9 protein-coding genes are annotated in these 13,048 nt (G+C 42.1%); 4 read left to right on the top strand and 5 right to left on the bottom strand.

Translation table 11 applies throughout. The features are described 5' to 3' along the window. Positions 1-99 precede the first annotated feature (99 nt). Positions 100-777, top strand: a complete 678-nt coding sequence (locus DC094_RS13740; protein WP_116687674.1) for a metal-dependent hydrolase — start codon at positions 100-102, stop codon at positions 775-777. Positions 778-1,433: 656 nt separating this feature from the next. On the opposite strand, the gene DC094_RS13735 is transcribed toward DC094_RS13740, so the two are convergent. The 3 genes from DC094_RS13735 to DC094_RS13725 all read right to left on the bottom strand — a co-directional run bounded on the left by DC094_RS13735 (position 1,434) and on the right by DC094_RS13725 (position 3,643). Next, positions 1,434-2,753 (bottom strand): DEAD/DEAH box helicase, encoded by a 1,320-nt coding sequence (locus DC094_RS13735; RefSeq protein ID WP_241504052.1) that lies wholly within the window; start codon positions 2,751-2,753, stop codon positions 1,434-1,436. A gap of 93 nt (positions 2,754-2,846) precedes the next feature. Further along, positions 2,847-3,173: a hypothetical protein gene (locus DC094_RS13730; RefSeq protein ID WP_116687672.1), complete on the bottom strand. Its 327-nt coding sequence runs from the start codon at positions 3,171-3,173 to the stop codon at positions 2,847-2,849. Continuing rightward, complete coding sequence (locus DC094_RS13725; protein ID WP_116687671.1) at positions 3,173-3,643, bottom strand: hypothetical protein; 471 nt, start codon at positions 3,641-3,643, stop codon at positions 3,173-3,175. The genes DC094_RS13730 and DC094_RS13725 overlap by 1 nt, the downstream gene beginning before the upstream one ends. Before the next feature lie 228 nt (positions 3,644-3,871). Between DC094_RS13725 and DC094_RS13720 the strand changes: the two genes are divergently transcribed. Then, the gene (locus tag DC094_RS13720; protein WP_116687670.1) at positions 3,872-4,276 is read left to right on the top strand and encodes a CBS domain-containing protein; all 405 of its coding nucleotides are present in this window, start codon (positions 3,872-3,874) and stop codon (positions 4,274-4,276) included. Positions 4,277-4,514: 238 nt separating this feature from the next. Here DC094_RS13720 and DC094_RS13715 read toward each other — a convergent pair whose 3' ends face one another. Further along, positions 4,515-5,756 (bottom strand): hypothetical protein, encoded by a 1,242-nt coding sequence (locus DC094_RS13715; protein WP_116687669.1) that lies wholly within the window; start codon positions 5,754-5,756, stop codon positions 4,515-4,517. An 851-nt stretch (positions 5,757-6,607) separates the two neighbouring features. Next, positions 6,608-9,484, bottom strand: a complete 2,877-nt coding sequence (locus DC094_RS13710; protein ID WP_116687668.1) for a DUF748 domain-containing protein — start codon at positions 9,482-9,484, stop codon at positions 6,608-6,610. A gap of 270 nt (positions 9,485-9,754) precedes the next feature. Here DC094_RS13710 and glmU point away from each other — a divergent pair, with 270 nt between their 5' ends. Further along, entirely contained in the window at positions 9,755-11,116 is a 1,362-nt protein-coding gene (glmU, locus tag DC094_RS13705) for a bifunctional UDP-N-acetylglucosamine diphosphorylase/glucosamine-1-phosphate N-acetyltransferase GlmU (protein WP_116687667.1), read from the top strand. A 38-nt stretch (positions 11,117-11,154) separates the two neighbouring features. Next, positions 11,155-12,987: a glutamine--fructose-6-phosphate transaminase (isomerizing) gene (glmS, locus tag DC094_RS13700; protein WP_116687666.1), complete on the top strand. Its 1,833-nt coding sequence runs from the start codon at positions 11,155-11,157 to the stop codon at positions 12,985-12,987. Positions 12,988-13,048: the final 61 nt, after the last annotated feature.

Genomic DNA, 13,048 nt, shown 5'->3' with positions numbered 1-13,048 from the left:
AGATTTATTGCATACAGTATTTTATACAGATCAAATAAGGTAAATTGGCGCTTGTTGCCTGTGGGCAAATCATATTAATTTTTGAGAAGTTGTCATCAAATGGCCAATTTTAATACTCATCTAACGGTGGGTAGCGTGGCTTCTGCGTTAATCTCCAGTTTGATCATTGCAAACGAACTCATTAGCCCGGTAAATGGCATTGGGCTTTGGGTTGCCGGCACTATGGGAAGCCTGCTGCCAGATATTGATGCCGATAATTCCAGTTCACTAAAAGTCATATTCAATAGCTTGAGCTTGCTGTTTAGCGTGGTATTACTGGTCTTACTCGGCCCAGACTACCCGTTGTGGCAAATTTGGCTGGTAATATTAGCCGTAACATTACTTATGCGTTGGCCAATATTACCGCTGTTCAAGCGCACTACGATACACCGGGGTAGCTGGCATTCTCTGATATGCTGCGTCTGTTGTTCGCTAGCGCTGGTCAATATTTGCTTTCACTTTATCGGATTGCCTGCTTTTTTATCTTGGCTATATGGCTTGTTTTTATCTGCTGGTTTTATTGTGCATTTATTATTAGATGAAATTTATTCAATTGATATTAGTAATGCCAAAATAAAGCGCTCATTTGGTACCGCATTAAAACTCTATTATTGCCGCGCCCAAGGCTGGACTTTATTAATGTTATTGAGTGCAACCGCTTTATGGTTAGCGGCACCAGCCGCGCCAAAAATACGGTTATTACTTGCGCCATTTCTGCAGTTGGTAAATAAGTTCTGAAGTGACCAGTCAAACCGTTCCTACTAGCCAATCAATAACAACTTCTATTGTATTGTTGGCACTGTATAAATACTCAGTATCAAGAATTTTGCCATGATTACTTTACCAGATCTAGTAGTGAATCTTTTCACCAGCTACTAGACAAAAATTTTCAAAATTTATTCACATGCAATGAAAATCAAACAGTTACCTGAAAACATATCAAACACTTCTGTGGATAACTCTGTGAATAGCCTGTCGGCAACCGGGTATACTGAGTCCAAGTTGTTGTCGCAGCTCAGCTTGAAGCACTTATTAAAAATTGATCAAAAAACAGGCAATTTTCTAGCAAGGTAAGGATAACTAGCTCCAATACCGCTAGTCGTTTTTTTTTGATGAAGCAACCAACAATTGCTGATTGTAAAGCTGACAAGCTAGTCACAGCAGTCAGGTATAGATAAGCAATCTTGGCTTCGAATACTAATAGTCCGCTGTAGAATATTGGCGCTATCTAATAGCTTTCACTGCAAATAAGAAATCACAATATCGCTAGAATTTTTTTGGTTTTTTAGAATTCATCAAACCAAAGTTAATTAACATCTATTGCTTAATTACCGCACACAAAAAAGGCAGCTTGTATCGCTGCCTTTTTTGTTGATTAAATCTAAAAATCAAATTTAATCTTCTGTTTTCTTTTTACGCATTAATGGTTTTGAACCACCACCGGTATCGATTTTCGGCGCTTTAGGACCGCGACCCGGCTTCTTGCGTTTATTAACTGGCTTTTTAGCTTCAGCTTTAGCCAACTTCTTTTTATGAACCTTTTTGCTGGCTTTGCCGTTAGATTTAACCTTCTTAGGCCCTGTGTAAGTGCCTTCCATACCTTCAATACTTCGCTTGTCGAAGCGCTGCTTGAGGTACTTTTGAATCGCCGCACACAAGTTCCACTCATATGGGCCAATCAAAGAAACCGCTAAACCTTTACGACCTGCACGGCCGGTACGGCCAATTCGATGAACGTATTCATCAGCCTTACGCGCCATGTCGAAGTTGATAACCAAATCAACACCGCCAACATCCAGACCACGCGCGGCAACATCTGTTGCGACCAGCACGGTAATTTGGCCGGTACGGAATGCTTGCATCACCAGGTTACGGTTATCCTGAGTCATTTCACCGTGCAGCATGCCGATACGAGTACGGTAGCGAGAAAGCTGATCACGTAAGTTACTTACCTGGTCACGCTTGTTGGTGAAGATAATCGCCCGCTCGAATTTTTCATTCGCCAGCAGCCAGTCAGTTAGCCGCTGCTTATGCGCTGGGTCGTCTGCCAACACTACTTGCTGGGTAATGTCTTGGTGTTCATCGGTAATTTTATTCAACTGCAACCGTTCAGGGTTAGTCAGAATATCAGCGGCAATCGCGTCAATTTTGGGCCCTAAGGTTGCAGATAACAGCATGGTTTGCCGCTCTGGGTTACAGACCGCCACCAGCTTTCGAACATCTTCACCTAAACCCATGTCTAGCATGCGGTCGGCTTCGTCGAGTACCAGCATTTCCAATTCAGAATAATCACAGCTGGCGCGTTCAACATGCTCTAGCAGTCGACCCGGCGTACCAATGATGATTTCTGGATTTTTTCGGAAGGTAGATGCTTGATATTTGAAATCATCGCCCCCGGTAATTAGACCAATTTGAACTTTGGTGTGCTTGGCCAGGCTTTGGCTGTATTTGTACAGCTGACGCGCCAGCTCACGAGTCGGCGCCATTACCAAGCCACGTGTGCCGGTATTTTTAGATGTACTGTCCAACATCCGCTGCAGCATTGGCAACATAAAGGCCAAGGTCTTGCCACTGCCGGTTTCAGCACTGATCAACAGATCCACTTCGTCCATTGCCAATGGAATGGCTTTTTCCTGAACTTCAGTTGGGTCGGTGAACTTCAGATCTTCAAGGGCCATGACTAGCCGCTTGTTAAGGGAGATTTCGCTATGCACGATCTAACACCAGAAAAATTAACTGGCGCGATTCTAACAGAAAGAGATGGTTATGGCAGGTATTCGGTCAGCTAGCTGTTACTAAGCCTTAACTCAATCGCTAGAAATGACTGGATCTTCAGCAATTTTTTTTTCAATACTCGGGCAATGCCAAGGAATAATCTGAACCGTATTGCATTGATAATTAGTAGTTAAAGCGAAGATCCGATCAATCAATACACTATAGGCTGAAAGATCCCCAGCATATAGCGCAGAGCCTTTAAATTTACCTTTTTCAGCATTTTTAGAGTTGAAAAAACACCAGCCTCTCAATGTAGGAAAAAGGCTACAAGTGTGTGACTTTCCATTCGCACCTTTAAAAGATACAGAAAAGCCACACCTATTCTCTGTAGGAAAAGGAATAAAAGTTTCATGATCCATTAGCTGAAACAAACCGCCCCCCCTACCATTATTTTTAAAATAATTGAATGCATTTCATGGCAGCTCATATCCCAATTTGATTCATATATTGGATCTTTTCCATATTGACCTTGGGAAAAAAACAATCTTTTTAATCTATGAGATTCAAAAGCCTGTATGATGTCCGTGTATTTAGGTAAAAGATGCGAAAGGCTTTTTTCATTAAAGACACTTTTAAGTTTAACTTTTGTTAAAGACGCACTAGCTTGTATAATACAGTTATTTAAATAATGCGTGGTTATTTTTTGAGGCATCGATAGATTTTCTTGTATTGCCCTAGCAGCAATAAAATTACAGGCAACACCTCCATATATAGTTAACAGAGAAGCCGCAACTTGCCCTATATCTGCATAAATGGTTTCTACATCATGGAGAGCTGATGACGCACAATCTCCTAAATCTTCAAAGCCATTATCTACGAAATCTGCCATAAACCCTCCCTTGTTTACAACAACTAAAGCAGCTACTGCAAACAAGGGAAAGTATTCTTCAATTATTTTGAGCGTTGTTCTATTTTAACCCATCGTACTTCATGTACTGCGACCTTTGCATTTAGATCATTACTGAGAACAAAAACATGGTGCTTAGTCACATTTCTAAGAGCAAAGGCGTACAATAAACCTGTCGAAACCAGTCGAAACCAGTCAGGAGGCCCGACAATGGCACAAGCAAAAGATGTCATGATGCACCCTGCTCCAACACTGCAGCCACAACAAAGCTTGTCCGATGCATGGCACAAGTTCCGTCAACACCACCTCAGCGGCTTACCAGTAGTCGATAAGCAAAAACACTTGGTGGGGTTTATTTCTGAGCAGGATCTAATCAAACAAACGTTAGAGGAAGCCTATTACAGCAATGTAAACGTCTGCATTGGAGATGTAATGAAAGCCTTCCCAGATAGCATTTCCCCAGAAAGAGACTTAATGGCGCTTGCCAGCGAAATGGCTGAAACCCATCGTCGCTTTTATCCGGTAGTCGACGAAGGCCGATTGGTTGGCTTGGTGGTCAGACGCAAAGTGGTTGATTATTTGATGGAACTAGCGGCGAAGCCGAGCCCTGTTTGATGCTCGCTCGCAAGTTGGATAAGCGAAGCGCCATCCGACATACTGAACTGTCAGAAGGTACTTCGCTTTTTTAATATTGGAACAATTCAAAACATAGCCTAAGCATGATTTTTTTCAGAAACTATCAGCTATAGAACGTACTCTTACATTGCGACAACCAAAGTAGCAGATGTAAAAGAGAGCGCTTTTTGGCTTTAAAGAATCACCTCTCTCGTTTCGTGATTGTTTTAGTTTTTTATTATTTCGACGCATCTACTTGACTCGATACAATTATTTTTGATCCGACATTTTCATGAGGAAATACTTTAAATTTAAATTCATTTAATATAGGCAGTATTGATTTATAGTAAGCAGAGAAACCATTTGCTATTTCAGATACTTCACGAGGCAGCTCAACATTTGGGCTATGCCCCAGTGTTGTCGTGTACTGATAAATATAAGTTTCTGATGTTTCATATACATGAGCCCAAGGTTGACTAACGCTTGCGCCATAGATATGAGAAAATCCATTAATTGTAACTTCGCTTCCAAATACTGCATGATCACTTTCGTACTTAACTACAATTATAATACTGAGCTCTCTCCAATAATGACCAATTTCCCAGGGCAAAGCTATTTTCATCAAGTATGTCTCGGCTTTATAGCCAACCTCATCTAGGTATCGCAGGTATTCAGGCATATCAATTTTTTGAAAAGTCCAACCAGGGCCTAAATCTGTCCATATTCTAGCGCCAGACGCTACATATTCTGCATAGGCATTATCAATACAATTTATATTTAACTTGTTAGCTAGTGGCTTGTCAGAACTTATAAAACCAGCATTAGTTAATTTATCCCATGAGCTATTAATAGTTTCATTGCCCAATAAAACATCTCTGCAAACATCAGCACTGTTACTACTGTATGCTTTCAAATCTAAGAATGATCTTTCGAATGATGTAAGTTCTTCCCATGGAATACCGATTAATCCGATAACTATAGGAACAGCATCTATGAGGCAGTTTCGATGTATTTTATTGACAAAAGAATTACCATAATCTTTCACGCTTCCATTTTTTATGAAGATCTTCCAAACGTGAACAACAGCAGATGAATCTGTATTTAGAGTAGACAAACATGTAGCTGCATTTTCATTATTATATGATTTTAAATCTAAGTACGACCTTTCAAATCGAGTGTATTGGGGTTGCTCGTCTCCGCCATTAGGAGCTTGAGCTAAAGAAATACAATTCGCATGTAACTTATTAGCTAATGCTGATGCGTCACGACCTACACTACCTGCGTCTATGTATGCTTGCCAAGCATCATTAAATGTTTCTTTACCCATTAGAGCATCTTGGCAAGTTTGCGCACTATCTGCATTGTATATTTTTAGATCTAAAAACGCTCTTTCAAATGGTGTATAACTCGGTTGTTGAGCTACTGCAATTGAAGAGGCTATAGTGACTGTAATGGCTGTTAATATTTTAATGAACTTCATTTAAACTTCCTTTACTATTCTATGCTGCTATATTTTTTTTCAAAGCTCTTCTGCATTAATTATCTAATTATAGATTAATGACAGGATGAAAATCGATTTTCTTATACTAAGTTTGGTAAGTTTTGACTGCTGACCTTTCATTACCTTACCTTTTATTATCTTTATCAGCTTGCATTCTAAGTTCTATCTAGCTTTGTAAGAGGTTCTAATCTGAATAAACAGACGCCACAAAGATATTGTTTTGCTTTATATCATTAGATAAATGGGCGGCAGTTAGTTATTAAACGATCGCTTGATCACCTAGAAAGGTTTTTCATACAATACAGTTCTTAAAGCTCTGGAATAATGTTATTTGAACAAGTGTCATTGACAGAATTTATTTCTGCATTGAAATTGCTTGCTGCATAATCGAGATAATAAAAGTATGCATACGTTAAATCAATTAAAATTTAAAAAACCAATAAGTTTCAATATTTTTCTGAATTTAAATCATAACATTATACACTTCACTTCAAAGCTCTATTCTCTTAAAAACTTGATAGAATTCGTTAAAAAAATAGCTAAAATCCACCGTCGTGTTTTCACTCATCAATTGATCAGATGTGGTTGACCATTATTATGAAAAAAGATAAAACGAATTAGTTCAAAAACAACATGACTAACTAGCTAAGTTTATATATGAACTTATTGTTATATAAAGAACCTATTACAGCAATACATGCACAATTTTGAATTGACGATGTAATGAGCCTTACTGGATAAAGTTTCTCAAGAAGGAGATTCAACGTTGTATACAAGCAAAAGCGCAGACAACTTGCCTGCGCTTTTGCTGAACTGATTTTCTCTAGATTTTAAATCCCCACCGCCACCGACGGCAGCGCTTCATTTTCTAATTTAGGCTTACACAACAACAAACGCCCCGGATCAATTCCTTGCTGTTCCACTAGATAACGTTTCACCCCATCCCCTCGTAATTTAGCCACTTGGTTAAGTTGTTCGGTTATTTGCGCCACTTGTGCAGCTAACTGCTGTTCGGCTAATTTAATTTCTTCGGCAGTATTTTTAGCAGAATTACTGGCAACCTCAGTCGGCTTACTTTCAACTAAATCTGTTTTTTCAGATTCCTGCTGTGCTAATAGCTGCTGTTCAAGTTTCTCTTTTTCAAACCGCTGTTGTTCAAACCATTGGCGATCATTATTCGATGCCACGCCACACAGCTTTAACTGCAAGTCAGGCCGCTGCTGTGTCAGTAGAGCTAACTTACCGAGATAATCAGTTCCCTGAAGATTTAACTCACTACTCCCTGCATCAAAAGCAACCGGGTCGAGCGATACTTCAGATAGCAGTTCTCCAGCATATTGGGCCAAGGTAATTGCGGTTCCCCATGGCTGTAACAGATGCTTTAAATAAGAAATCGAAGCTTCTTTAATCGCATTGGTGGTTGCCGTTGCAATAATATCGCCGGTATCAACCGACAAATCATCTAATGGGCCAGCAACTGGTAGGCTGAGTTCAATATTGTTATCGCTATTTCGCAAGAAAGATAACGCTTTATCTATCGGCATGGTCAACTGTTTGCTAACTCGGTCAATTACTGCTTGATCGACAGGTTCCATTTCTAGCTGTTTCAGTAGAATATTATTTTCTAACTGCAGATTTTGATCAGCCAGTGTCAGCTCGAACCTGTTATTCAACTGGCCTAATGATATTTGATAGCCCAGCATTGGTTCGATATAGCCAGTGAAAATAGGTAATTCAATATTCTTTATTTCACCCTTTAATTTTATTTTTTGACTAATCGGTGCAATTTCACCATCAACAATTATCTCACCGTATTCACCAATATTGGCTGCAAGCGCTATTGGTGAAAAATGCTCGCTATCTGCGGTATTTAAATCAGAAATGTCTAGCTTGGTTAATTGCAGCATTGTTTTTAAATTTGGCTCAGCTTGTAAATCGGTAAATTTAAAAGCGCCGTCTAGATGAAACTGCTGCAAAACAATCGGCAAGCCTGATTTTTCTTCTAGCGCTACTTTCGACTGCGGCTGCGATTGCTCAGTAGTTTGTAAAACTGTTTCCTGTGCAGTCTCGGCTGAAACAGTTTCCACCGCGACTGATTCAGGCGTTTGTGCATTATCAGCAATCAGATTTATTCGTGCCAACCACTGATCTAACAATGGAATTGCACCATCCGCCTGACGCTGCAACTCACCAGTGAGTTGCTTCAACTGCAAACTGCCTAATGTAATGACTGGCTGGGCGGTGTTTAATTGAGGGTTCGCTGTATCAGTTAGAGCGCCTGAAGTGACTGGAGCAAAAGTCGCCCGGTCTAGTGAGAGGGCATTCAGCTGCAACCAATTTTGCTGCGCTTGCTGTAATACCAGCTGGTTTAATGCTAGTTGCTCAAGCGAAGCGCTGAATTGAGCGTTCTGTGGATTAAATGCGGTCACTTCAACCTGCTGAATAGAAAAATCAGCAAAGCCAGTTAATGGTTTTTGTTGGTGATTGACCATGAGCTGGTTGATTGAGAAATCATTCAGCTTTACATCAATAGTCTGCGTTTTATTTGCTGACAGCTGTTGTAGCTTTATTTTATCCACAGCAAGCTGTAATTGTTTTTCTGTAGCAATCGCTAGTTGTTGCAACTGCAACGGTTCTAGCAGCACATTAAATGCTTCAGTTTTTAAATCACTGGTGATTTTTGATCGCTTCAACGACAGTTCTGCTAATTGAACAGTATGCGGCGCTTGTTCAAGGTGAATATTTTTTATTGTTAATTCTGGATTAACCGTTAATTGTTGTTGTTTTAAATCGCCATCAACATTTAATTGTAAGTGGTCAAACGATAATGAGCTTTGTTGTTCTGACTGATTAAAAGTTAATTGAAGTTTTTTCAACACCGGTTGACTAGAAAAGTCCAACTCGATTTGATCCGATTGTTCAGGGTCAAATGCTAAATCCACCGACAATGCATTTGCTAACCAACCAGAAACAGTTAAATCAGCCGGCAGCCAAGGCTGGAAAGCCGCTAACTGCAGATCTTGATGTTGTAAGTTCAGCTTGGCTTTAATTGGCGAAGCAAATGGTTGTAGCTGACCAGAAAGCTCAAGCGGTGTTTGATTCAATTGGGCAGTTATTTTCAACTGCGCAGGCTGCGCCGGTTGCCAGCTGTAAAGCTGTGAAAGCGCCAACTGCTGCAGTTTGAAATCAACCTTTGCTGGCTTGGGTGGTTGCTGATCAGTAAAACTCACCAACAACTGATCAATCATTAACTGGTCGATACCGAACTGCCATGGTTCAGAATCAGTAGTTTCTGCAACTGGCGCAGTTGTTTTAATCGTTGTATCAACCTGTGCGTCAGCCGATGCTTCAGGCTGCACAAAAGCCAATTGAAAACGGCCATCAGCCAGTCGAGTAGGCTGAAGATCAGTTGATTTTAACGATAATTGAGCAATATGAATTTGTCGGCGAAACAAAGCAGCAACATTTAAGTCTGCCGCAACATAACCAATTGATATTTCAGGTTTGCCTTGTCGACCTATCTCAAGGCCTGTTACAGACAAGGTGCCCGCAAACAGGTTTAGGTCGATATCGCTGATTTTGGCTGGACTGAAGCCTTGTTCAGTTAACCAGTGCTGACCAGCAAAGCGGATTGCTTCTGGCAGTCCCCACAATAATAAGCCGGTTACTGCCAGCGAGGAGGCGAGTATTTTATTGGTTTTTTTCATTGATTTTGCAGCAGATGATATTTTTCACACAGGGTATTCCTGTTTGAAATGTTTTAAAAGAAAAGCTTGGCGATCATTTTTCAATTGAGCTGTTCTGTTAATTAGCTCAGTGGCCCAGCGCTCCAACTAAACAGCGGCACGCTAACCGAGCGGCTCGGTACTCCAACCAAGCAGCTCCGCGATCGAATCGACTCGTTTTGTGACAGAACTTTCTTATAAAGCGACTCTATACTCCGTATAATTGCGCCTTTTTGACAGGAATGTCTGCTGATGACACTTGCAGCCGCTATTCTGGCCGCCGGCCAGGGCACCCGGATGAGATCGTCCCTTCCCAAGGTTTTACACCCGTTGGCCAACAAGCCAATGGTGCAACATGTAATTGATGCCGCTAAAAAAATTGGCGCTAAAGACATACATCTGGTGTACGGCCACGGCGCTGAAATGCTGCAACAGCAACTACAGAGTCAGCCTGTTAATTGGGTACAACAAGCCGAGCAGCTAGGCACTGGCCATGCAGTCATGCAGGTTTTGCCAAGCCTTGCCGATGCCAGCCAATTGCTGGTGCTCTATGGTGATGTGCCATTAATTCAGCCTGAAACCTTGCAACAGCTGCTGGCAGCAACCCCGGAAAATGGTTTGGCGCTACTGACAGTTCAACTGAACAATCCAACAGGCTATGGCCGGATCATTCGTAACCCACAAGGCGCAGTGCTGGGAATTGTCGAGCAAAAAGACGCTTCTGCAGAACAGTTGGCAATTTGCGAAGGTAATAGTGGCATCATGTGTATCGATGCCGAATTCGCCAAGTCTGCATTGCCACAGCTAAGTAATAGCAACGCGCAGCAAGAGTATTATCTGACTGATTTAGTGGCGATGGCAGTTGCTGAAAATCGTCCGGTGCATGCAGTGATCGCGAGTAATGCTGCAGAAGTTAGTGGTGCTAATGACCGAGTACAATTGGCTGCTTTAGAACGGGTTTACCAAAGCTGGCAAGCAGAAAAACTGATGCGCAATGGCGCTAGCCTCGCCGACCCAGCACGAATTGATATTCGTGGTGAAGTAACTACTGGCCAAGACTGCAAAATCGATATCAATGTGATTTTTGAAGGCAAAGTTACCTTGGGAGATCGAGTTGAAATTGCCGCTAACTGTATTTTGAAAGATTGCAGTATTGCAGATGACACCATTATTAAAGCCAATAGCATGATTGAAGATTCACAGATTGCACAAGCTTGTGAAATTGGCCCATTTGCTCGTTTACGTCCCGGCACGCAAATGGACGCAAAAGCTAAAATTGGCAACTTTGTAGAAACCAAAAAAACCCGGGTCGGCCAAGGCTCAAAAATTAATCATTTAAGCTATGTTGGTGATGCCGAATTGGCTGAGGGTGTCAACATTGGCGCGGGTACCATCACTTGTAATTATGATGGTGTGAATAAGTTTAAAACCCAAATTGCAGCGAATGCATTTATTGGTTCTAACACCTCTTTAGTCGCTCCGGTTTCTGTTGCAGAAAATGCCACGGTTGCTGCAGGTTCGGTGATTACCAAAAAAGTTGAAGCTGGCCAGCTGGCAATTGCCAGGGGCAAACAAAAGAATCTCGATAACTGGCAAAGACCGGTTAAGAAATAGTCATTGTTCGAGCGTAAATCGCTCAAGGATAAGATGTTATGTGTGGAATTGTTGGTGCAGTTGCTCAAAGAGATGTAGCCGAAATTCTGCTGGAAGGCCTGCGTCGTCTGGAATACCGCGGCTATGATTCAGCAGGTATTGCCATTATTAATCCAGAGCAGCAAATTAATCGGCTGCGTCGTCTGGGTAAGGTGCAGGAATTGGGCAACGCCCTGAAAGAAACGCCTTTAACTGGCGGCACCGGCATTTCTCATACTCGCTGGGCGACCCATGGCGAACCGAGTGAGCGCAATGCGCATCCGCACCAGTCGGCTGACATTGTGGTGGTACATAACGGCATTATCGAAAACCATGAATTGCTACGCAATCAGCTGCGCGATCAAGGTTATAACTTCAGTTCAGATACCGATACTGAAGTTATGGCGCATTTGGTAGCTGAGTTACGCAAGCAAACTTCAAGCTTGCTAGAAGCAGTTCAACAGGCGGTTAAACAGCTGCATGGTGCATATGGTGCAGCATTTATCGACCGTACTCAGCCAGATTCATTAGTGGTTGCCCGCTCCGGTAGCCCATTGGTTATTGGTTACGGGATTGGCGAGAATTTCGTCGGTTCTGACCCTTTGGCATTATTACCGGTCACTCGAAAATTCGCCTATTTAGAAGAAGGCGACGTTGCTGAAATAAGCCGCCATGAAGTGAAGATTTTTGATCAAAACGCTCATCCAGTCGAACGGAAAATTCACGAGTCTGACCTTAGCTATGACGCTTCAGACAAGGGTGAATATCGCCACTACATGCTCAAAGAAATTCATGAGCAGCCGCGAGCGGTTACCGACACAATGGAAGGGCGAGTTACCCAAGATGGTGTGGCAGCAGAAGCTTTCGGCCCTGAAGCCGCAAAATTATTACCCGGCATTAAGTCAGTTCAAATTGTTGCTTGTGGCACTTCTTATAACTCAGGCATGGTGGCGCGCAATTGGATTGAGCGTTACGCCGGCATTCCTTGCCGAGTCGAAATTGCCAGTGAATTCCGCTATCGCCACACATTAGTGCCTGAAGATTGTTTGTTTATTACCATTTCCCAGTCAGGTGAAACGGCCGACACACTCGCAGCACTTCGCAAAGCTAAAGAACAGGGTTATGCCGCTAGCTTGGCCATTTGTAATGTCGCTGGCTCATCGCTGGTTCGTGAATCAGATTTAACCTTTATGACCCGCGCTGGCGCTGAAATTGGCGTCGCTTCAACCAAGGCATTTACTACTCAGTTAACCGGCTTGCTGATGTTAACCGCAGTCTTGGCTAGAAATAATCCACAAGCAGAAGATGCCCTGCAAAAGCGCTTTGCCGATGGCTTGCACCAGTTACCTGCATTACTCAAACAATGCCTAGCGCTGGATAGTGAGATTCTTAAACTATCCCAAGCATTTGCAGATAAACATCATGCATTATTCCTCGGCCGTGGTAGCCAACATGCAATCGCCATGGAAGGTGCATTAAAGTTAAAAGAAATTTCTTATATTCACGCGGAAGCTTATGCAGCCGGTGAGTTAAAACATGGACCTTTAGCTTTAATTGATGAAAATATGCCAGTGGTGGTAGTGGCACCAAACAATGATCTGCTGGAAAAACTGAAATCCAATATGGAAGAAGTTCGAGCGCGTGGCGGTCAATTATTTGTATTTGCTGATGAGGCTGCAGGCATTAAACCAGAACAGGGCATTCAAGTGCTTAATGTGCCACATATGGATCATTTACTGGCACCGATTGCTTACACCTTGCCATTACAGCTACTGAGTTATCACGTAGCAGTATTGAAAGGTACTGATGTTGACCAGCCAAGAAACCTAGCTAAGTCAGTGACAGTAGAATAGCCGTTAACTCGCTAATAGAAATTTAAAAACCGCTTGATTATTTCAAGCGGTTTTTTTATGT

Source organism: Pelagibaculum spongiae, assembly GCF_003097315.1.
Taxonomy (GTDB): Bacteria; Pseudomonadota; Gammaproteobacteria; order Enterobacterales; family Pelagibaculaceae; genus Pelagibaculum; species Pelagibaculum spongiae.
This window is presented reverse-complemented; position numbering and strand designations above follow the sequence as displayed.